General features: G+C 64.0%; 16 protein-coding genes. 11 read left to right on the top strand and 5 right to left on the bottom strand.

What is annotated here, in order from left to right:
- Positions 1-75 precede the first annotated feature (75 nt).
- Together ACV1FX_RS40550 and ugpB are read right to left on the bottom strand one after the other, a co-directional pair.
- Positions 76-1,698: an ABC transporter substrate-binding protein gene (locus tag ACV1FX_RS40550; RefSeq protein WP_473123080.1), complete on the bottom strand. Its 1,623-nt coding sequence runs from the start codon at positions 1,696-1,698 to the stop codon at positions 76-78.
- A gap of 434 nt (positions 1,699-2,132) precedes the next feature.
- A complete protein-coding gene (gene ugpB, locus ACV1FX_RS40545; protein ID WP_473123079.1) occupies positions 2,133-3,473 on the bottom strand; it encodes a sn-glycerol-3-phosphate ABC transporter substrate-binding protein UgpB in 1,341 nt (446 codons plus the stop codon).
- Positions 3,474-3,699: 226 nt separating this feature from the next.
- Here ugpB and ACV1FX_RS40540 point away from each other — a divergent pair, with 226 nt between their 5' ends.
- The 8 genes from ACV1FX_RS40540 to ACV1FX_RS40505 all read left to right on the top strand — a co-directional run bounded on the left by ACV1FX_RS40540 (position 3,700) and on the right by ACV1FX_RS40505 (position 13,539).
- The gene (locus ACV1FX_RS40540) at positions 3,700-4,695 is read left to right on the top strand and encodes a TRAP transporter substrate-binding protein (protein WP_473123078.1); all 996 of its coding nucleotides are present in this window, start codon (positions 3,700-3,702) and stop codon (positions 4,693-4,695) included.
- A gap of 6 nt (positions 4,696-4,701) precedes the next feature.
- A complete protein-coding gene (locus ACV1FX_RS40535; RefSeq protein WP_473123077.1) occupies positions 4,702-6,780 on the top strand; it encodes a sensor histidine kinase in 2,079 nt (692 codons plus the stop codon).
- On the top strand, positions 6,750-8,498 hold the full coding sequence (locus ACV1FX_RS40530; RefSeq protein WP_473123076.1) for an ATP-binding response regulator: 1,749 nt from the start codon (positions 6,750-6,752) through the stop codon (positions 8,496-8,498). Before ACV1FX_RS40535 ends, ACV1FX_RS40530 begins: the two co-directional genes overlap by 31 nt.
- A 24-nt stretch (positions 8,499-8,522) precedes the next feature.
- Entirely contained in the window at positions 8,523-9,260 is a 738-nt protein-coding gene (locus tag ACV1FX_RS40525) for a response regulator (protein ID WP_473123075.1), read from the top strand.
- Positions 9,261-9,560: 300 nt separating this feature from the next.
- Positions 9,561-10,172 (top strand): sigma-70 family RNA polymerase sigma factor, encoded by a 612-nt coding sequence (locus ACV1FX_RS40520; RefSeq protein ID WP_473123074.1) that lies wholly within the window; start codon positions 9,561-9,563, stop codon positions 10,170-10,172.
- Between the two features lie 466 nt (positions 10,173-10,638).
- Positions 10,639-11,613 (top strand): hypothetical protein, encoded by a 975-nt coding sequence (locus ACV1FX_RS40515; protein ID WP_473123073.1) that lies wholly within the window; start codon positions 10,639-10,641, stop codon positions 11,611-11,613.
- Positions 11,614-11,797: 184 nt separating this feature from the next.
- A complete protein-coding gene (locus ACV1FX_RS40510; protein WP_473123072.1) occupies positions 11,798-12,391 on the top strand; it encodes a L,D-transpeptidase in 594 nt (197 codons plus the stop codon).
- A 110-nt stretch (positions 12,392-12,501) separates the two neighbouring features.
- Positions 12,502-13,539 (top strand): amino acid ABC transporter substrate-binding protein, encoded by a 1,038-nt coding sequence (locus ACV1FX_RS40505; protein WP_473123071.1) that lies wholly within the window; start codon positions 12,502-12,504, stop codon positions 13,537-13,539.
- Between the two features lie 288 nt (positions 13,540-13,827).
- Here ACV1FX_RS40505 and ACV1FX_RS40500 read toward each other — a convergent pair whose 3' ends face one another.
- A complete protein-coding gene (locus ACV1FX_RS40500; protein WP_473123070.1) occupies positions 13,828-14,967 on the bottom strand; it encodes an acyl-CoA dehydrogenase family protein in 1,140 nt (379 codons plus the stop codon).
- Between the two features lie 147 nt (positions 14,968-15,114).
- On the bottom strand, positions 15,115-16,323 hold the full coding sequence (locus ACV1FX_RS40495) for an acyl-CoA dehydrogenase family protein (RefSeq protein WP_473123069.1): 1,209 nt from the start codon (positions 16,321-16,323) through the stop codon (positions 15,115-15,117).
- 154 nt (positions 16,324-16,477) lie between these two features.
- Here ACV1FX_RS40495 and ACV1FX_RS40490 point away from each other — a divergent pair, with 154 nt between their 5' ends.
- Both ACV1FX_RS40490 and ACV1FX_RS40485 read left to right on the top strand, forming a co-directional pair.
- Positions 16,478-17,023: a carboxymuconolactone decarboxylase family protein gene (locus ACV1FX_RS40490; protein ID WP_473123068.1), complete on the top strand. Its 546-nt coding sequence runs from the start codon at positions 16,478-16,480 to the stop codon at positions 17,021-17,023.
- Between the two features lie 90 nt (positions 17,024-17,113).
- Positions 17,114-17,608, top strand: a complete 495-nt coding sequence (locus tag ACV1FX_RS40485; RefSeq protein WP_473123067.1) for a VOC family protein — start codon at positions 17,114-17,116, stop codon at positions 17,606-17,608.
- A 204-nt stretch (positions 17,609-17,812) separates the two neighbouring features.
- Here ACV1FX_RS40485 and ACV1FX_RS40480 read toward each other — a convergent pair whose 3' ends face one another.
- Entirely contained in the window at positions 17,813-19,060 is a 1,248-nt protein-coding gene (locus ACV1FX_RS40480) for an MFS transporter (protein ID WP_473123066.1), read from the bottom strand.
- A 176-nt stretch (positions 19,061-19,236) separates the two neighbouring features.
- On the opposite strand from ACV1FX_RS40480, the gene ACV1FX_RS40475 reads away from it, so the two are divergent.
- On the top strand, positions 19,237-21,309 hold the full coding sequence (locus ACV1FX_RS40475; protein WP_473123065.1) for a prolyl oligopeptidase family serine peptidase: 2,073 nt from the start codon (positions 19,237-19,239) through the stop codon (positions 21,307-21,309).
- Positions 21,310-21,480 lie beyond the last annotated feature (171 nt).

Below are 21,480 nucleotides of genomic sequence, written 5' to 3'. Positions count from 1 at the left end.
CTAGTCGTCGGCAGCGTCAGATGTGTATAAGAGACAGGGGAGTCGCAGCCTTGTCGCGCGCGCTCGGCATGACGCTCATCCCTTCGCCATCGCGCGGTAGTCGAGCCTGCGGTGGAACCAGTATTGGTATCCGCTGATGTTCTTCTGCATCGCGACGTTGACGAAGGGCTGGTAGAGCGGGATGCGCGGCACCTCGGCGAAGGCGAGATCGACGAAGCCTTTCACGTCCGCATCGTAAGCCGCCTTGTCGCCGATGGCGGCGGCAGTGCGCGCGCCGTCGATGAGCTTGTCCATCTCAACCGACTTGTAGCTCATGGTGTTGAAGACGGAATTGTTGCCGTGATAGCACCAGTAGAAGAAGTACTCGGGGTAATCGAGCCAGCCCGAGAACACGTTGGTGAAGAGCGGCATCTCCTTCTTGTTCAGCTCGGTGCGCCAGTTGGCGCCGGGCACCTTGTTGATGGTGGTCTTGATGCCGAGCTGTCCGAGGCTCTCCTGCACCAGGACGCAGAGCGGCTCGTTGACCCCGGCGAAGTTGAGATCGAACGAGATCGTGGTCTCGAAGCCGTTGGCGTAGCCGGCTTCCGCGAGCAATGCCTTCGCCTTCTCCATGTCGGTGAAATATTGGGTCGGCTGAGGCCAGGCGACTTCGGTGGCCTTGTCCTTCGCCGCGCCGAACATGGGATTGCCGAGGCCGAACAGCACAGCGTCCATGATCTTCTGGTACGGCATCGCATAGGCCATCGCCTGCCGCACCTTCGGATTGTCGAACGGCGGCTTGGTCACATTCATGCCGATGTACTGGATGCCGTTGGAGAACGGCAGCGACACGACGTTGAGCTTGCCGTTCGCTTTCATCTCCTGGAAATCCTTGAACGGCAGCTCATAGGAGATGTCGGCGTCGCCACGCTCGAGCAGCGCCCGGCGGTTGCCGGCCTGCGGCACCATGCGCCAGATCACACGCCTGATCTTCGGCAAGGGGCCACCGACCCAATCCTCGTTGCGCTCCATGACGACTTCGGTGCCGGCGGTCCACTTCGTCACCTTGTAGGCGCCGGAGCCCGCGGTCTGCTGTTTCGTGTATTCAAGACCCCACGGGTCCTTCTCGCTCGCGTTCTTCTTCACAAGCTCCGAATTGACGACGCAGGGCACGATGACGGCGAGATCGGGAATCGTCAGGCGATCTTTTTTCAGAAAGTCGACGCGCACCGTGTAATCGTCGACCACGACGAACTGCTCGGGCTTGGTCAGCGAACCCGCGCTCATCTGGAAAGTCGGGAAGCCTCCGACGCTGACGGCGCGGTCGAGCGACCACTTCACGTCCTTGGAGGTGACGGGCGTGCCGTCGTGAAATTTGGCACTCTTCTTGAGGTTGAAGGTGACCGACATGTCGTCGATCTTCATGTCGTCGGCGAGCTCGCCCTTGAACTTGTCGCGATCGTAATAAGGCACCCCGCCGGGGCCACTCTTCATCTCGTGGCTGATCAGGCGGTCGTAGCAATTCCAGGACACCTCATAGCCGGGCACGTTGGTGCCGACGCCGTGGATGTCGAGATTGTTGGGGCCGCCCTCCGAGACGATCAGCAGCGTCTCGGCGCGCGCATCGGCCTTGGCGGACGAGATCACGTGAGGGGCAGACGGGAGCACCGCGCCGGCAGCCAATCCAGAAACGGATTTCAGGAAGTCGCGGCGCTTCATGGCAATGCCCCAACGCAAAAAGGTTTTTGGTTGGAACAGGATTCGCAAGGTTCGTGCCAAAGCTTAATGAGATGCTAAGGCGCAGCTAAAATACTGATACTACATAGGTAATACCGAAACATCGCAACTCGGGAGGCGGATCTCGGGTAGACCATTGCATACAAAGAGCCTAATCCGCTCACCAAATAGGCTACTTCAAACAACGCCTTCTGATTAAGCAGGCGAGTTAAAGGATGGGTTTTTATTGCGTGGCCGCAGGCTCGCTTTACCTCTCCCGCTTGCGGGGGAGGTCGGCGCGAAGCGCCGGGTGGGGGCTCTCTCCTCTTGGGGGTTCTCGATTGCGGAGACACCCTCTCCCCAACCCTCCCCCGCAAGCGGGGGAAGGAGCGCACCTGCAACGCGGCTTCAAAATGGATCTGGCCTCAACACATGTCCTACCGGTCCGGGCTGGCGCGCTCGAACTGGCGGAGCAGCTTGTTGCCGCGCTCGACGGCCGAATCCAGCGCGGCCTGGGCGCCCTTCTTGCCGGCAAAGGCCTGCTCCAGCTCATCCTCGATGACGCCGCGGATCAGCACGAAGGAGCCGAGGCGGATGCCCTTCGAGTTCTCCGTCGGTGGATGCAGCGTGATCTCCTCGAAGGAAATCGCGCTGCCCGGGTTGCGCTCGTAGAAGCCCTGCGCGCGAGTCAGCTCGAAGGCGGCGCGGGTGATCGGCAGGTAGCCTGTGTTCTGGTGCCAGGCCGCCTGCACGCCCGGCTGCGACAGATAAGCGAAGAACCGCGCGACGCCCTTGTACTCGTTGCGCGGACGGTCGCGCAGCACCCACAGCGTGGCACCGCCAATGATCGAGTTCTGCGGCGCGCCCTTCACGTCGGGCCAATACGGCATCATGCCGTAGCCGACCTCGAATTTCGAATTGGCCTTGATGTCGGCGCGCGTGCCGGAGGAGCCGATGAAGATGCCGCATTCGCCGTTCTGGAAGCGCGGCTCGGCCGCCTGGCCGCGGCCGCTATAGTCGAACACCTTGTCTTTCTGCCATTCGGCGAGCTGGGCGAGGTGATGCACGACGACCGGATTGTTGATCGTCAATTCCGCATCGAGCCCGGCAAAACCGTTCGCTCTCGTCGCCAGCGGCAGATCGTGAAACGCCGAGAGATTCTCGACATGGATCCAGGACGGCCAGGATGTTGTGAAGCCGCAGGCCGCCCCGCGCTCGCGCAGGCGTTTTGCAGCAGCCCCGAGCTCCGGCCAGGTCTTTGGCGGCGTCTCCACATCAAGGCCGGCGTCGCGAAACATCGCCTTGTTGTAGTAGAGGATCGGCGTCGAGGCGTTGAACGGGAACGACAGCAGATTGCCGGCTGCGTCGGTGTAGTAGCCTGATACGGCCGGCAGATAGGCATCGGGAGAGAACGGCTCGTTCTGATCCTGCATCAGGCTGAACACCGGATAGATCGCGCCCTTGGCCGCAGTCATCGTGGCTGTCGCAACCTCGTTGACCTGGACGATCGCCGGCTGGCTGCGCGAACGGAAGGCGAAGATCGCCGCCGTCACCGTCTCGGTGTAGTTGCCCTTGTAGCCCGGCACAATCCGGTAGTCGGATTGCGAGGCGTTGAAGTCGGAGACGAGCTTCTCCAGCTGCCGCCCGAGCTGGCCTGACATCGCATGCCAGAGCTGGATGTCGGTCGCGGCACGGGCCGGCGAGGCAAGGACACCCGGCACCAAGGCAAGGGCCGCCGAGACGGCGATGGTCTGCAAAAGACGCAAGGCTGTAACCACGATCGTTCATCCCGTCTCGCCCGAACAAGGGCGACTTTTGCCTTGGACTTCCTCTTGCACCTGCTTACGGCGCGGCATAGCCGGTTTCAATCAGGAATGACAATCGACCGCGCTGCACAATCGACCCGCTTCGCTGCTCGCGGCAGGATAGCCTTCCCCCGACCTTCTGCTAGATTGCATTGAACCTTTTCTTCCCGCCATAGACTCCATCACTGAGGGGTTGAGTGTGCCAGTGTCGAGCCGTGCCGAACTCTCGCGGACCGGGGTGGTTTTTGTCGTGCTCTTGTTCGCGATGTGCGCGACGGGGGCGTTTGCGCGCGAATTTCGTGCCGCCGACACCCAGACCGAGGATTACCCTACTGTCCAGGCGCTGCAGTACATGGGCGCCCTGATCGCGGAACGCACCGGCGGCCGGCATGAGGTCAAGGTATTTCACTCTCGCCAGCTCGGCGAGGAGAAGGAGACGATCGAGCAGACCCGGGCTGGCGCGATCGACCTCAACCGGACCAATGTGGCGCTGATCGGCAACTTCGTCCCGGCGATGAATGTGCTCGCCATGCCGTTCCTGTTCCGCTCCATCGAACACATGCAGAAGGTGCTGGACGGGCCGATCGGCAATGAGATCCTCGGCAGCTTCGAGCCCTTCGGATTCGTGGGCCTTGCCTTCTACGATTCCGGCGCGCGGTCGATCTACAACGGCGTCCGGCCGGTGAAGAGCCTGGCCGATCTCAGGGGCTTGCGGATCCGCGTGCAACAGTCAGAGTTGATGTCGGCGATGATCCGCTCGCTGGGCGCCGAGCCGGTCGAATTGCCCTATGGGCAGGTGCTCACGGGGCTCGCGACCCATCTGATCGATGGCGCGGAAAACAACTGGCCGTCCTTCGTCACCACGGATCACTACAAATATGCCGGCTATTACACGCTGACCGAACACACGATGAGCCCGGAGGTGCTGGTGATCTCGCTAAAAGCATGGCGGAGCCTGTCGGCGCAGGACCAGCAGATTTTTCGCGAGGCCGCGCAGCGCTCCAGCCACTTCATGCGCGAGAGATGGAGAGACCTCGAGGAACAGTCGCAGCGCAAGGCGCAAGCTGCCGGCGTCACGATCGTCAGGGACATCGACCGCAAGCCGTTCGAGGACGCGATGGCCGCGATCTATGCCAAGGCCGCGCAGGATCCCGCTGCGGCCGCGCTGATCGAACGTATTCGCAAGGTGGAGTGAGGCCTCTTGGCAGCGCTTGGACACAGCGAGCAGAGAGACAGGCCGCCCGGGCCGGTCGGACGCCTGCGCGCCCGCCTCGTCGGCGTGCTGCGCGCCGTCCCGATCCGCTGGCGCATCCTGTCGATCGCGGCGCTGAACTCCGCCGTGGTCGTGGTGCTGGTGGCGATGATCTGGAACGGCGCGCAGGTGCTCGCCTCGGCCTGGGACGATCTCCGCCAGGTGCGCGAGTCCGACAAGATCCTGGCGCTGCTCGAAAGCGAGACCGGGCGCCTGCAAAACCTCATCCACCGCTACATCAACCAGCCGAGCCCGGATCTGTTCGCCGAGATCCTGCTGCTGCGCGAGGCCGTGCTGGGCACGCTGACCAACCGAGCCGCCAAGGACCCCATGCTGTCGGGCTCGGTCGAGGAGCTCGAGCGTACCACCGAGCGCTTTCTCAACGGCTTTGGCGAGTTGCGCAGCGTGCAGGCGACCATTGCCAAGACCTATGAGGATCAGGTGCTGGGACCCGCCAAGGACATGGCCGGGCTCTATTCCATCATCGAAGGCGCCACCGGCCATCGTGACGCGCTGATCTGGCCCTCGCTCGGCAAGTCCCGCGAAGCCTTCACCGCCATGCTGGTCGCGGCCAATTCCTACTATCTCTCGCTCGCGTCAGCCTCCGCCGAGGACGCCCGCCGCAACACCGAGACGATCGAGAAGACCATCCCTGTCATGAGGGACCTCGCCGACAACGATCTCCAGCGCATGGCGCTGGAGCGGCTCGCCATCCGCACCGCCGCGCTGCGCGAGGGCTTTGCAAACCTCTCCGAGCAGCTCACGAGCCGCACCGAGCTGCTGCGCAACACCATCGACGCCAGCCAAGCCGAGGCGATCGGCGCCATCGACGACCTCTCGACCAAGATGCGCCAGCGCGAGCAGCGGGCGCAGGAGACCTTCGACCGGACGCTGTCGGACATCTCACGCCGGGTGCTGTCGATCGCGGTGATCTTCCTCGGCATCATCCTCACCGTCGGCGTGCTGATCGCGCTGTCGATCCGGCTGCCGCTGCAGCAGATCATGACCGCGATGCGCGCGATCACGATCGGCGATCTCGACCGCGAGGTGCAGGGCATCAAGGCGCGCGACGAGGTCGGCGCCATGGCGCGCGCGGTGGAAGTGTTCCGCGAGAACGCGATCGCCAAGCGCAAGACCGAGGACGAGTTGCGCGCATCGAAGGAGAAGGCCGAAAGCGCGCTGCTGGAGCTCAACACCGCGCAGCAGAACCTGATCGACGCCGAGCGGCTGGCAGCCCTCGGCGGCCTCGTTGCCGGCGTCGCCCACGAGGTCAACAACCCCATCGGTATCAGCCTCACGGTTGCTTCCAGCTTTGCCCGGCGCAGCGAGATTTTCGAGGCGCAGCTCAGGGGCGATGGCGGCCTGCGCCGCTCGCAGCTCGAGGAGTTCGTGCAGTCCTCGCGCGATGCCTCGCAGCAGCTCGTCGCCAACCTCACGCGCGCCGGCGAGCTGATTCAGTCGTTCAAGCAGGTCGCGGTCGACCGCTCCCATGCCGAGCGCCGGCAGTTCAGCCTGAGCGAGGCCACCGATCAGATCATCGCCAGCCTGCGCCCGGTGCTGAAGCGCTCACCGATCACGCTCAACGTCGACGTGCCGGAAGGGCTGCTGCTCGACGGCTATCCCGGCTCCTATGGCCAGATCCTGACCAACCTGTTCCTCAACGCCGCCAACCACGCCTTCGCCGACGGCCGGGCCGGCACCATCTCGATCGCGGCACGGCCCCGCGGGTCCGATGACATCGAGATCAGCTTTGCCGACGACGGCGCCGGCATGACGCCGGACGTGCAGCGGCAGGCCTTTGACCCTTTCTTTACCACCCGGCGCAATGAAGGCGGCACGGGTCTCGGCCTCCATATCGTCTATAACCTGGTCACCCAGCAGCTCGGCGGGCGGATGATGCTGGAATCCAAGCTGGGACAAGGCACCACTTTTCGCATTATCATGCCCCGGGTCGCCAAGGGCGGCGCGCAAAGCACAGAGACTGACGGGACTTCTCAATGGCCGAACAGGACGATGTCCTCCACCTGATCGACGACACCGCCACCGCGGCGGAGGATACGACTGCGCGGAAATGGAAGATCGCCGTCATCGACGACGATCCGGCCGTGCACGACGGCACGCGCTTTGCGCTCTCGGACTACACCCTGAACGGCCAGGGTCTCGATATCCTCTCCGCCTATTCGGCGGCGGAGGGCCGCAAGCTGATGCGCGAGCACAACGACATCGCCGCCGTGCTGCTCGACGTCATCATGGAGACGGATGTCGCGGGGCTCGAGCTCGTCGAATTCATCCGCAACGAGATCAGGAACGAGACGGTCCGCATCATCCTGCGCACGGGACAGCCCGGCCAGGCGCCGGAGCGGCGCGTCATCGTTCAGTACGACATCAACGACTACAAGGCGAAGACCGAGCTCACCGCCGACAAGCTGTTCACCTCGCTGACCGCCGCGCTGCGCTCCTATCAGCAGCTCGAGCGCATGGTGCAGACAAGGCGCGGACTCGAGATCATCATCGACGCCGCCTCCACCCTCTATGACTTCAAGTCGATGCAGCGGCTCGCCGAGGGTGTGCTGACCCAGCTCGCCTCGCTGCTCAACGTCGACTGCGCAGGTATACTGGTGCTGCGCGACAACGGCGGAACGGCCGGCGCGGAGCTGGCGGTGCTGGCAGGCAGCGGCTGCTACAGCCGCTTCATCGGCACCACCACCTCGAAAGCGCTCGACCCGGATCTGCGCGTCCTCGTGGAAGCCGCATTCCAGCGCCGCAAGAACGAATTCGCCGACCATCGCAGCGTGATCTATTTGCGCACCGGCAGCGGCCGCGAGGTCGTGGTGCTCCTGCAGGCCGAGCGCGATCTCTCGGAAACCGACCGCTCGCTGGTCGAAATCTTCTCCAGCCGGCTCTCGATCGCCTTCGATAACGTCATCCTCTATCAGCAGCTGCAGGACGCCAATACCCAGCTCGAGGACCGCGTCGCCCAGCGCACCCGTGCCCTGATGCAGGCCAACCGGCGCCTCTCCGCGCAATGGCTGCGGCTCCAGCGCGCCAACGGCTTCAAGAACGAGATTCTCGGCACCGTCGCCCATGACCTGAAGAATCCGCTCGGCGTCATTCTCGGCCGCACCGAGATGCTGAAGGAGCTCATCACGACGGGCGCCTCGACCGGCGGCGTCATCGCGCAGGTCGATCACATCCGCGATGCGACCAAGCGACTGACCACGATGGTCGATCATTTGATCTCGGATGCGATGGCAGATGCCTTCGACATCACCATCCGCCGCGAGCCGGTCGACGTCGCATCCCTGGTGCAGGAGGTCGCCGAGGCCAACCAGCCGCTCGCCGTCAACAAGCAGCAGACGATCGGCGTCACCGCCCCTGCCAACATCGTCACCATGTGCGACACCGACCGCATCCGCGAGGCGATCGACAATCTGATCAGCAATGCGATCAAATACAGTCCGATCGGCGGCAAGATCGGCGTGACCGTCACGCATGAGGGCAACGACACCGTCATTCGCGTCAACGACGAGGGCGCGGGCCTGTCGCCGGAGGATCTGGGCCGGCTGTTCGGCCGATTCCAGCGGCTTTCCGCAAAACCGACCGCGGGCGAGAGCTCGACGGGCCTTGGGCTTTCCATCGTCAAGCGTATCATCGACATGCATGGCGGCGAGGTCACCGCCGAGAGCGACGGCCCGGGCAAAGGCTCGACCTTCACCATCACGCTGCCCGCGACTGAATTGCCATAGTCTGAGTGCGAGGATCTGAATGACATGACCCAGAGCCAGCACATCATGATCGTCGACGACGAAGCCCCTGCCCGGGAAATGGTCGGCGATTACCTCAAGATGCACGGCTTCACCGTGACGCTGTGCGACGGCGGCAAATCCTTGCGCACCGCGATCCAGGGCAGCATGCCCGATCTCGTCGTGCTCGACCTCAACATGCCCGAGGAGGACGGTCTTTCGATCATCCGCGACCTCAAGAGCCGCATCAACGTGCCGGTGATCATGCTGACGGCGACCGCAAGTCCGATCGACCGCGTCGTGGGACTCGAGCTCGGCGCCGACGACTATGTCGCCAAGCCCTGCGAGCTCAGGGAGTTGATGGCGCGCATCCGCTCGGTGCTGCGGCGGAGCGCACCGGTGAGGGCGGTGGCGGCGGAAACGACGGCGGCGAAATCGGACAAGGATCAGCTCGTGCGCTTCGGCACCAAATGGCTCGACCTCGAAGCGCAGGCGCTGCGCGACGACGAAGGCAACGAGCATCCACTGACCGCATCCGAATTCGGACTGCTGAAGGTGTTCGCGGCCAATCCAAAACGCGTGCTGTCGCGCGAGCGTCTCCTGGAGCTCGCCAATGCACGCGACGCCGAGGCGTTCGACCGCGCCGTCGATCTGCGCATCATGCGCATCCGCCGCAAGATCGAGCCCGACCCGACCAAGCCCGCCGTGATCCGTACGATCAGAGGCGGCGGCTATCTGTTCTCGCCCGCCGGCGAGAAAGCGTAGCGCGCGCATCGCAATGTCGTCCTGGCGAAAGCCAGGACGACGTCGAGACCAGGGCGGCGCACGAACGCGGAAGCCAAAGAATCGTTCCCGTCCCCGCAAAATCCGCGGCCCCGCAAATCCCGTATATTGAAACAATTGACTTTTTTGTCCCGAATGTTTCATCGCAGGCCGCGCGACGAAACAATTTGGCGGCGCACGAAACCATTTTCCGCTTGTCGCGCAGACGTCCCGAAACGCTGGCTCTTTAACACTTTGGTCCAAGGAAACGCCGCTCGGTTGCGGCGCTACGGGGAGCCAGTCATGCAGAACGTCGTCGCCATCAACGCCCAGGCCAGCCAGGGCATCCTTGCCGCTCAGGCGACATCGGACGAAATGCTTCTGGAGAGCATTGCCGACGGCAACCGGACGGCCATGCACATGCTTTACTGCCGTCACAATGTGCGGGTGTACCGTTTCATCCTGCGCATCGTGCGCGACGCCACCACGGCCGAGGACCTTGTCAGCCAGGTCTTCCTGGACGTGTGGCGGACCGCCGGCCAGTTCCAGGGTCGCTCGCAGGTCTCGACCTGGCTGCTCTCGATCGCCCGCTTCAAGGCGCTGACAGCGATGCGCCAGCGCCGCTTCGAGGACATCGACCAGGAAGACGTGCGGCAGATCCCGGACGAGCACGACACGCCGGAAACCGCGCTCGACCGCAACGACACCAGCGCGATCCTGCGGGCCTGCGTGGCGAAACTGTCGCCGGCTCACCGCGAGATCATCAACCTCGTCTACTACCACGAGAAATCGGTGGAGGAGGTCGGCCAGATCATCGGCATCCCCCAGAGCACGGTGAAGACCCGGATGTTCTACGCCCGCAAGCAACTCGCCGATTTGCTTAAGGTTGCCGGCGTCGACCGTTTCGCCGCATAAAGATTTGTTATTTCAAAGGGATAGGACTGCATCTGCGGCCCTCTCCCGGGACACGAAAGCGTTACCGCCGACGAAACAATTGAAACGAAACACAACATCAGGCGGAAAAACTTCCTTCCTATAAAGGCCCCATACGGTTCTGCTTAGACCTCCCAAGGACCTCCAACGACCCGGATGGTGTGCCCGCCTCCGGGTCGTTTTCTATTTGGAGGTGGTCCCGAGGCACCATCGCGACGCGCTTGAGCGAGGTAGACCCCGCTCTGTCGTTCCCCCTTTGCGAGGCGCAGGGAGGTGGTGCCACGAAGTCTGAGGCCGCCTGGCGCTACCCCCTCCCGCCCCCGCAAGGGGGAGGGAACGCAGCGGAGCAAAGGACCACCCCCTCGTTTGCCACTCAACGCGCGTCGTTGTTGCTTGACTCCATGGATACCTCCGTGGAGTTTCGCAGCCCCGGAATCGGCCGCCCGAAATGGACGACTCGACCACCAGCGATGACATCCGCCTGCGTGAAGGCTCCTCGATTGCGCAACGGCTGGTGGTCGCCGGCTTCGCGGCAGTCGTTTCGCTTTGCTTCACGCCAGGCCTGTTCGCGCACGATGTCCTGGAACTGGTCATCTCCGTGATCGCGCTGCTCCTCGGAGCCGCGTTCATCGGCGGCGTCATGCTGGCACCGGCGGTGGTGTGGATCATCACGCCGAATGAAATCCTGATCGGAGAGCAGCGTCCGTTCGGACGGCTCTGCAGCAGGATCGTCGCGAAGGACGACATCTCGGCCATGCAGGTCCAGGGACGCAAGGCCTCGGCAACGCGCTTCCATCTGGCCTTCACACTCGCCTCGGGAGAGCGCCTGACGTCCCCGCCTCTCGCTGACGTCACGCATGTTCGCGAAACCGTAGCCCGCATCGCTGCGCAATTCGGCGTCCCCAACGTTGCGCCACCGGTCAATCCGCTCGATGCGGCCAATCCCGAGATGCATCTCGGTGAGCCCGTCAAGCCGTTCTCCAGCAGGGACATCAGGATCGTTGCATTGATCGTCGTCGCAATGTCCGTCGTTCCCTACGCCTACAAGCTCTGGCGCGGTCTGGCGCCTGGCCCGGTCGACATCGTGCTGCTGCCGATCGGCGCGATCGCCGCGTTTGCCGTTCTCAGATACGCCAATCTCGTGACCGGCGCCTTCTGGATCATCCGGCAAAACGATGTTCGCGTCGAACGCCTGGCCGGCGACGGGAGCTTGCGCGCAGACCAAATCGTGGGCCGCGACGTCGAGACGATCACGGTCGAGCGCCGCGGTCGATCCGAGGACGAGCACTGCATCGTCGTGATGAGATTGCGGTCCGGGCAAAAGTTTCGCAGCCCCCGCATCGGCTCGCGGCAAGAGGCCCGCGCCGTGGGCACCGAGATCGTCCGGCGGCTTGGGATCAGGCCTGAGAACAACCGGATTTAGCCGGCATCGACCGGCAGGCACGGCTTTTCGCGCCATGCCCCCTGTTCGTGGCATTGATACATGTCAAAAAACCAAAGCATTCGCGTGACATATCGGCCCAGACCGCCCAAAACTTGCCATGAAGCTGCCCCTGAGTTTTGATGCGTCCGATTGATTTACGCTGTGGCAGCGGGGAGAGCTTGAAATGACGGATTTTCGTCGCCTGACCGGGATGTTCGTCGCCACGCTGGGCCTGATCCTCTCCACCCCCTACGCGTCCGCCCAACAGCCCGACCGCGGCGACGAGCCGGGCCTGATCGCTGATGACTCCTACGAGCTCGATCCGGAATGGCAGAAGCAGGTCGTCTACTACCGCACGACCGAAGCGCCGGGCACCATCATCATCTCGACCGCGGAGCGTCACCTTTATCTGGTGCAGCCCGGCGGGCGCGCGATCCGCTACGGCATCGGAGTCGGACGCGACGGCTTCCAGTGGCAGGGGCTGGTGAACATCACCAACAAGAAGGAATGGCCGGACTGGACGCCGCCGCCGGAAATGATCCAGCGCCAGCCCTATCTGCCGCGCTTCATGGCCGGCGGCCCCGGCAATCCGCTCGGCGCGCGCGCCATGTATCTCGGCACCACCGTCTACCGCATCCATGGCACCAACCGCCCTGATACGATCGGCACCAAGGTGTCCTCCGGCTGCTTCCGCCTCGTCAACAATGACGTCGCCGATCTCTACGATCGCGTGCCGGTCGGCACCAAGGTGGTCATCCGGCAAAAGCCCGAACTCTAAGCCTATCGCTTGAGCATGATCTCTCCGGAAAACCGCTTCACATTTTTCCGGATCATGCTCCCCGCCTTCGCACACTTCCTTTTCTTCCCGATTATTTCGAGAGAGACATCATGCGCACTTTTCGAGGCGGCCTGCTGATCGGGCTCGCAGTCGCCGTCCTGGTCGGCGCTTTGGCCGTTGTCTATGAGATGTACGACACCCGCACCCTGAAGCGCACGGTCCGGCGCGGCGAGGTCTTCTGCGGCGTCAACAAGGGCCTGCCGGGCTTCTCGATCCCCGACGACAAGGGCAATTGGACCGGCTTCGACGTCGACTTCTGCCGGGCGGTTGCGGCGGCCATCTTCAACGATCCGAGCAAGGCCAAGTTCATTCCGCTCGACGCCAGCGAGCGCTTCAAGGAATTGCAGAGCCGGAAGGTCGACATCCTCTCGCGCAACTCGACCTGGAGCATGGCGCGTGAGCTCGACTACGACCTCTATTTCCCGGCGGTCGCCTATTACGACGGCGAGGGCTTCATGCTGCCTCGCTCGCGCAACAAGGAGACCGCGCTGGACCTGAATGGCAGCAAGGTCTGCGTGCAGTCGGGCACCACGACGCTGCTCAATCTTGCCGACTACTTCCGCGCCAACAACATGAAGTATGAGGAGATGAAGTTCGACAAGCTCGAGGACGTCGTCAAGGCCTATGACAGCGGCAAGTGCGACACGCTGACCGCCGACGTCTCCCAGCTCTATGCGCTGCGGCTCAACCTTTCCAAGCCCGGCGACCACATGATCCTGCCGGACATGATCTCCAAGGAGCCGCTCGCGCCAGTCGTGCGCCAGCGCGATGACGATTGGATGATGATCGTGAAGTGGACGCTCTACGCCATGATCAACGCCGAGGAGCTCGGCGTCACGTCGGAGAACATCGACGAGGCCCTGAAGTCGAAGAAGCCGGAGGTGATGCGGCTGGTCGGCACCGAGGGCAATTACGGCGAGCAGCTCGGCCTCACCAAGGACTGGGCCGTGCGCATCATCCGCCATGTCGGCAATTACGGCGAGATGTACGAGCGGAATATCGGCGAGAAATCCAAGCTGAAGATCCCGCGTGGCATGAACCAACTCTGGAACGCGGGCGGCGTGCAGTACGCGCCGCCGATGCGGTAGAAGGTCTCTCCGCCGTCATTGCGAGCGAAGCGAAGCAATCCAGAGTCTTTCCGCGGTGACAGTCGGGATTGCTTCGTCGCTTCGCTCCTCGCAATGACGCGCTGCTTGGGGCACGCGCTTTCGACTCTCTCAGGTGTCATCGCCCGCGAAAGCGGGCGATCCAGTATTCCAGAGGCAGTGATGGGATACGGCGAGGCCGCGGCGTACTGGATCGCCCGGTCAAGCCGGGCGATGACGCCTGAGGGAGAAGCGGCCGCGGTCGCTACCTCGCACCTCACGCAATACGCCTCAATACCCCCTTGCCCGTGCGAGCTGCTCGGCGTGGTAATTCGCATCGCCGAACAATTCCTCGCAGACCCGGGCGCGCTTCATGAAGAAGCCGATGTCGAACTGGTCGGTCATGCCCATGCCGCCATGCATCTGCACGCCTTCCTGCACCGCGCGGGTCGCGGTGGTGCCCGCGCGCGCCTTGGCGACCGCGACGGCTGACGCGGCCTTGGCGACATCGGCATCGAGCGCCTGCATCGCCTTCATGACGGCGGCGCGAGTGATCTCGATGTCGACATAGAGCTCGGCGGCGCGGTGCTGCAGCGCCTGGAATTCGCCGATCAGCTTGCCGAACTGCTTGCGCTGCTTGAGATACTCGACGGTGCGGCCGAACACCTCTTCGCTCAGGCCGACCATTTCGGAAGCGACCGCGCCGCGGCCGATATCGAGCACGCGGTCGAGCAGGCCTGCGCCCTGGTCGACCTCGCCGAGCACGCTGTCGGCATTGACCTCGACATTATTGAACTCGATGCGGGCCGCATTATGCGCGTCCACCATGATGGTGCGCTCGACGGCGACGCCCTTCGCCGCAGGATTGACCAAGAACAGCGTCAACCCCTCGCGCTCGCCGGCGGATCCCGACGTGCGCGCCGCAACGATGAACAAGTCGGCGACATGGCCGTCGACGACCAGCGCCTTGGCGCCGGTGAGCTTGAAACCGTTGCCGGCGCGGACGGCTTGCAGATGAGTCTGGAGCGGCCGGTGCTTGGCGCCCTCGTCGATCGCGAGCGTGGCGAGCAGCGAGCCATTGGAGATCTTCGGCAGATGTTCCGATTTCTGCGCGGCATTGCCGCCCCGCGCGAGCGCGGACGCCGCGACCACGCTGGTCGCCAGGAACGGCGACGGCATCAGCGTGCGGCCGATCTCCTCCATGACGATTCCGGCTTCGACGCAGCCGAGACCACTGCCGCCGAACTCTTCCGGCACCAGGAGGCCGGCAAAGCCCATCTCGGCAAAGGAGTGCCACAGCTCCTTGGAGAAGCCGGTGGGATCCTTGCTATCGCGCAAGTACCGCAGATGCGACACCGGCGCCTTGTCGCTGATCAGCCCACGCGCGGAGTCGCGGAGCATCGATTGTTCTTCGGTGAGGACGAGGGCCATTGTGGTGTTTCCGATTCGACTATTTTCATCTTCGTCATTCCGGGATGGCCCGAAGGGCCAGGCCCGGAATCCATAACCACGATCGGGAGTATGGATTCCGGGCTCGCGCTTCGCGCGCCCCGGAATGACGTGTCGTGAGAGTGTGGCTTACGCCCCCGGCAGATCGAGGATGCGCTTGGCGACGATGCCGAGCATCACTTCGGTGGTCCCGCCCTCGATGGAGTTGGCCTTGGTGCGCAGCCAGGCGCGCGGGCGGGCGCCCTGCTTAGAACGCTCGCTTTCCCATTCCAGCGCGTCGATGCCGCCGGCCGACATCAGAATCTCGTAGCGGCGCTTGTTGAGCTCGGTGCCGTAATATTTCATCGCGGAGGAGAACGCCGGATGCGCCTGCCCTGCCTTGGCGAGATCGATCGCGCGCTCGGCGCAGGCTGCAAGCGCCGCTTCATCGACATCGAAGCGCGCGATCTGGCCGCGCAGCATCGCATCATCGAGCCGCCCCAGCGCATCGGAGCCGACGGAGTCGGCTGCGATCTGACCGAGCGGACGGCCGACGCCGCGCTCGCCCATGCCCGAGATCATCGCGCGCTCGTGCTGGAGCAGATATTTTGCGACGTCCCAGCCGCGATTGACGGTGCCGACGACATGCGATTTCGGCACGCGGACATTGTCGAAGAAAGTCTCGCAGAACGGCGAATAGCCGGAGATCAGCAAAATCGGCTTGGTCGAGACGCCCTTCGAGGTCATGTCGAACAGGATGAAGCTGATGCCGTCATGCTTCTTCGCGCCGGGATCGGTGCGCACGAGGCAAAAGATCCAGTCGGCGTAATTCGCATAGGACGTCCAGATCTTCTGGCCGGTGATGATGAAATCATCGCCCTCGCTCTCCGCGCGGGTCTGCAGGGACGCGAGATCGGAGCCGGCATTGGGCTCGGAATAGCCCTGGCACCAGCGGATCAGGCCCGCCGCGATTTTCGGCAGGTGCTCCTTTTTCTGCGCCTCGTTGCCGTATTTCAATAGTGCCGGCCCGAGCATCCAGATGCCGAAGCTCGACAGCGGCGGCCGCGCGCCGATCTTCGCCATCTCGCTCCGCAGCACCTTGTGCTCAGCAGCGCTGAGCCCGCCGCCGCCATATTCCTTCGGCCAGTCGGGCACGGTCCAGCCTTTGTCGCGCATGCGCTCGAACCAGACGCGCTGTGGCTCGGACGAGAACTTTGCGTTACGCCCACCCCAGAACACGTCGGCATCGGAGGTCGCGGGCTTGCGCATCTCCGGCGGGCAGTTGGCCTCCAGCCAGGCGCGGGTCTCGTTGCGGAATGTTTCGAGGTCGGTTGATTCAGAATCCGTAGAGTCAGTCATGGGTCGCTTCCATCAAGATCGACTTGTTGCCGACGACTCTGAGCCATCGCACCGCGGAATTCAACCTATTCCGCACGCTTCCTTCTACTCACCTTGTTCGTCATCGGGCTATACTGCCGTCACGGCGAAACTTGAAAAGACAGGAAAAACGACTATGCGCCTGAAGTTACTTTCGCCTGGCGAAATGAGCGACGACCAGCGGCAGACCTATGACGAGTCGATTGCCGGAAAGCGCGGCAAGCCGCCGGCGCCGATGATGGCCTGGCTGAGCAGCCCGGAGATGGCGCGCCACGCCACACGGCTCGGCGAGGTCTTGCGCTTCAATACGGTATTTCCTGCAAAGCTCTCGGAGATCGCGATCCTGGTGACGGCGCGACACTGGACCGCGCATTACGAATGGTATGCACACAAGCGCCTGGCGCTTCAGGGAGGGATGAAGGCAGAGATCATCGACGCGATCCGCGACCGCCGCACGCCGGAATTCGACGATCCCAAGGGCCAGATGATCTACGATGTCGCAAAGTCACTGCATGAGGCCCATGGGCTGGCGAAGGGCCTCTATGACGAGGCCGTCGCACTGCTCGGCGAGCGCGGGCTCGTCGAGGTGATCGGCCTGTGCGGCTACTACACGCTGGTGTCGATGACGCTGAACGGTTTTGAATTCGAGCTGCCGGAGGGAGAGGTGTCGGAGCTGAGCTAATTGCGAATCCGGAAACGCTGGGTTTCCGGATAAACCAGTTCCACCGTCGCGCAGCGGTCCTTATGTGGAGTTCATCAACGGAGCAACCACATGTCGCCAAATCCAGCCGTCAATTCCGGGACCCGCATCGGTCATGTTCACCTCAAGGTCGCCGATCTCGACCGCGCGCTCGGCTTCTATTGCGGTGTGCTCGGCTTTGAGCTGATGCAACGCGTGGGCTCCGGCGCGGCCTTCATCTCGGCCGGAGGCTATCACCACCACATCGGGCTCAACACCTGGGAGAGCAAGGGCGGCTCGCCGCCGCCACCCGGCACGACCGGGCTCTATCACACCGCAATCCTCTATCCGACGCGGCCTGCGCTCGCCGATGCGCTGCATCGCGTGCTCTCCGCCGGCATAACGCTCGACGGCGCGAGTGATCATGGCGTGTCCGAGGCGCTGTACTTGCGCGATCCCGACGAGAACGGCGTCGAGCTCTATTGGGACCGGCCGAAAGAGCAATGGCCGCGCGCGCCGGACGGCAAGCTTGCGATGTTCACGCGGCAGCTGGATCTGGAGGAATTGTTGAAGCAGCGGGAAATGTAAGCTCCGCTGCAGTCGCAATCACACTGTCATGCCCCGCGCAGGCGGGGCATCCAGTACGCCGCGGCGTCTCCGTATCCCTTCCCTGCCTCTCGAATACTGGATCGCCCGCCTTCGCGCGCGATGACACCGAGGTTCGGGACACTGGTAGCCACAAGCGCGTCATTGCAATGACGCCGCTGGACGTCGAAGCGTACATCGCCCCGCTCAAATCGCGTCGGGAAACTCGCCCATCGCGGCTTCCAGCCGCGCCTTGCGGCGGCGCGTCCAGGAGGCGAACGAGAGAACGGCGAGGCCAAGGAGCACCGGCGGGAATACCACCATGTTCACCGCCGACCAGCCGTAATTCGCGAGCAGCTGGCCCGAGGAGAACGAGCCGATCGCCATCATGCCGAACACCAGGAAATCGTTGAACGCCTGCACCTTGTTGCGTTCGTTCGGGCGGTGCGTCTCCAGCACCAGCGCGGAGGCGCCGATGAAGGCGAAATTCCAGCCCATGCCGAGCACGATCAGCGTCGCCCAGAAATGCATCGCGGTGATGCCGGAAAGGCCGATCGCCGCGGCGCCCGCCTCCAGCAGGAGACCGGTGGCGACGATTTTCGGCGCGCCGAAGCGCGCGATCAGTGCGCCCGTGAAGAAGCTCGGGCCGTACATGGCGACGATGTGCCATTGGATGCCGAAATTGGAATCGCTGACGCTGAGGCCGCAGAGCTTCATGGCGAGCGGCGCCGAGGTCATCACGAGGTTCATCATGGGATAGGCGATGACGCCGCACAGCGCTGCCGCGATGAAACGCGGCTGCCGCACGATGCGCAGCAGCGGCCGTCCGCCGTGCAGATCGGCCGCCGCGGGCTTCGGCATATCGACGCCGGCAACGATGCCCATCGCGATCAGCGCCACCGCCGCCTGCACCACGAAGCTGAAGGCGAACAGATAGGGCGGCCAGACGTCCATGGTCCATTGCACGAGCTGCGGACCGAGCACGCCGGCGAACACGCCGCCCGCCATCACCCAGGACACCGCCTTGGGCCGGTACGCCGCGCTGGCGCCGTCGGCGGCGGCGAAGCGATAGGATTGCGCGACCGAGCCATAGAGACCGCCGAGGAAGGTCGCGAGGCAAAACAGCGCGAACGAGCCATTGAGGATCGCGAACGAGCCGACAAGGCCGGTGAGCGTGCCGCAGGTGGTGCCGATGATGAAGGCCATGCGGCGGCCGAAGCGCCGCGAGATCGCGCCGGTTGGCAGCGTGCCGGCGGCAAGGCCGAGCACATACATCGACAGCGGTACAGTCGCGAGCGACATGTCGGGCGCGAGCGTCGCGCCGACGATCGAGCCGGTGGCGAAGATCACGGCCGAATTGGCGCCGGTCAGCCCCTGCGCCGCCGCGAGCCGCACCACATTGGCACGCACGCGCGCGTCGTCGGCAATCTCGTCGGCCAAGGTCACATCGATCATCGGCATTTCCGCCCGGCGGCGCCTGTTGATTCCCGGGCACTATGGAGGCGCACTGCAGGACGAACAACCGGCGCAAACGAGCGCAAGCCATGCCGAGAGCGCAATTGGACAGCACCTAGCAGGCCGCGCTATCGAAGGCTTGCGCTCGATCAATTTGATCTCTGGAGTTAAGGATCATGCCCGTTGACGACAGGCCCACGCTGTCCGCTCCCGACGACGATCCGTATCTTTGGCTGGAAGACATCGAAGGCGAGCGGGCGCTCGATTTCGTCGAGCGGCAGAATCGCCTGACGCTGGAGACATTCGGTGGCCCGGCATTCGAGCGCGACAGCGATCTTCTGGCTGGGATCTACGACCGGCCGGACAATATTCCCTATGTCAGCCGCAGCGACGGCCTGCTCTACAATCTCTGGAAGGACCTGAACCATCCGCGCGGCCTGTGGCGACGGACCACGATGGATGAATTCCGCAAGCCCGATCCATCCTGGGAGACCCTGCTCGACATTGACGCGCTCGCGGCGGACGAAGGCGAGGACTGGCTGCTGAACTGGTCGAGCTCGCTGCCCGGCGATGCCCCGCAGACGATCCTGAGCCTGTCGCGCGGCGGCAGCGATGCCGTGACCCTGCGCGAATTCGATCTGAGCACGAAGAGCTTCGTCGCCGGCGGCTTCACGCTGCCGGAAGCCAAGGGTGGCGTCGCATGGGTCGATGCCGATACGGTGCTGCTATCCAGCGCGCTGGGCGAGGGCATGGCAACAACCTCGGGCTATGCGAGGACGGTCCGGCTGTGGCGGCGCGGCGAGCCCGTCGAGCAGGCGACCGTGGTGTTCGAGACAACATCCGACCGGATGAGCGCCGGTTGCGACATCGACCGTACCGGCGAGGCGCCGCGCGTCTGGTTCATCGATCGGCTGGACTTCTTCAACTTCGACATCTGGCTCGGCACCGAGCGTGGTGCGGCCGTGAAGCTCGATCTTCCCACCGACATCTGGCTGCAAATCCATCGGGACTGGCTCGCCGTCAAGCTGCGTACGGCCTGGACGGTCGGCGGAGTGACCCATACGCCGGATACCGTGCTCGGCATTGCGCTCTCGGCCTTCCTCGCCGGCGATCGCAATTTCACCGTCGTGTTCGCGCCTGGCCCACGCCGCGCATTGCAGGGATTTTCCTGGGCCGCCGGCAAGCTCCTCCTCAGCATCCTCGACGAGCTGCAGCCGGTCTTCGAGATCTGCACGCCGTCGGCGAGCGGCTGGAGTCGCGAGACGCTGAGCGGGCTTCCCGACATCGGTGTCGTCGACGTCTGGCGCTTCGATCATCATGAATCCGAAAGCAATGGCGACCTCCTCGCCAATGTCCAGGATCCCCTCATCCCACCGGCTCTGATGCTGATCGAGCGTGGCGTCGCCAGCCCGACCGTCCTCAAGCAGGCGCCGAAGACGTTCACTGCCGATGGCCTCCTCGTCACCCAGCACGAAGCGATCTCGATCGACGGCGAGCGCATTCCCTATGTGCAGACCGGACCCACCGGTGAGACCGGCGATGCGCCGGTCTATATGAGCGCCTATGGCGGCTTCGGTCTCGCGGTCAGGCCGTACTACAATCCGGCGCTGGGCAGGCTGTGGCTGGAGCGCGGCGGCACCACCGTGCAGGCGAATTTGCGCGGCGGCGGCGAGTTCGGCACGCGCTGGCACGATGCCGGGCGCCTCGCCGGCAAGCGGCTGTCGCATGATGATTTCGCAGCGGTCGCCGCCGACCTCGTGCGCCGCGGCGTGACGCAAGCCAAGCGCATCGCGGCGCAGGGCGGCTCGAACGGCGGCATCCTCATCACCAACATGCTGACGCGCTATCCCGAGCGGTTCGGCGCGCTGTTCTGCACGATCCCGCTGATCGACATGCGCCGCTACACAAAGCTGCTCGCGGGCGCGAGCTGGATCGCGGAATATGGCGACCCCGACAAACCCGATGAGTGGGAATGGCTGAAGACCTATTCGGCCTATCACGCCGCAAAGCCCGGCCAGCCCTATCCGCCGATCCTGATCGCCACGACGCGGCGGGACGATCGCGTCCATCCCGGACATGCGCGCAAGATGGCCGCGAAACTCCAGGCTATGGGATATGAGGCCTGGTTCTACGAGCCGGCTGCGGGCGGCCACGGCTACGGCAAGGACAACAAGGAGCGCGCCGGCTTCCAGGTGCTCGGCTTTGAATTCCTGAAGAGCAGGATCGGCTGGCAGGACGAAGAGGCCTGACGGCGTCGCGCTGCAAAGGCTTGGGTTGCATCATTCTGAAAAGAGCGCAGGCCCCGTGTAAGGCGGGCACCGTTCTCTCACTGTCTCTTATACACATCTGACGCTGCCGACGACTAAAAAGGGGGGGGGGGGGGGGGGGGGGGGGGGGGGGGGGGGGGGGGGGGGGGGGGG

The organism is Bradyrhizobium ingae (assembly GCF_055791185.1).
The sequence above is the reverse complement of the archived record's forward strand: the minus strand, read 5'-3'. Positions and strand labels throughout refer to the sequence as shown.

Bases quoted from the DNA above. Each gene is read 5' to 3' on its own strand.
- ACV1FX_RS40550 (WP_473123080.1), bottom strand. From the start codon at position 1,698: ATGAAGCGCCGCGACTTCCTGAAATCCGTTTCTGGATTGGCTGCCGGC.
- ACV1FX_RS40530 (WP_473123076.1), top strand. From the start codon at position 6,750: ATGGCCGAACAGGACGATGTCCTCCACCTGATCGACGACACCGCCACC.
- ACV1FX_RS40525 (WP_473123075.1), top strand. From the start codon at position 8,523: ATGACCCAGAGCCAGCACATCATGATCGTCGACGACGAAGCCCCTGCC.
- ACV1FX_RS40520 (WP_473123074.1), top strand. From the start codon at position 9,561: ATGCAGAACGTCGTCGCCATCAACGCCCAGGCCAGCCAGGGCATCCTT.
- ACV1FX_RS40515 (WP_473123073.1), top strand. From the start codon at position 10,639: ATGGACGACTCGACCACCAGCGATGACATCCGCCTGCGTGAAGGCTCC.
- ACV1FX_RS40510 (WP_473123072.1), top strand. From the start codon at position 11,798: ATGACGGATTTTCGTCGCCTGACCGGGATGTTCGTCGCCACGCTGGGC.
- ACV1FX_RS40505 (WP_473123071.1), top strand. From the start codon at position 12,502: ATGCGCACTTTTCGAGGCGGCCTGCTGATCGGGCTCGCAGTCGCCGTC.
- ACV1FX_RS40500 (WP_473123070.1), bottom strand. From the start codon at position 14,967: ATGGCCCTCGTCCTCACCGAAGAACAATCGATGCTCCGCGACTCCGCG.
- ACV1FX_RS40495 (WP_473123069.1), bottom strand. From the start codon at position 16,323: ATGACTGACTCTACGGATTCTGAATCAACCGACCTCGAAACATTCCGC.
- ACV1FX_RS40490 (WP_473123068.1), top strand. From the start codon at position 16,478: ATGCGCCTGAAGTTACTTTCGCCTGGCGAAATGAGCGACGACCAGCGG.
- ACV1FX_RS40485 (WP_473123067.1), top strand. From the start codon at position 17,114: ATGTCGCCAAATCCAGCCGTCAATTCCGGGACCCGCATCGGTCATGTT.
- ACV1FX_RS40480 (WP_473123066.1), bottom strand. From the start codon at position 19,060: ATGATCGATGTGACCTTGGCCGACGAGATTGCCGACGACGCGCGCGTG.
- ACV1FX_RS40475 (WP_473123065.1), top strand. From the start codon at position 19,237: ATGCCCGTTGACGACAGGCCCACGCTGTCCGCTCCCGACGACGATCCG.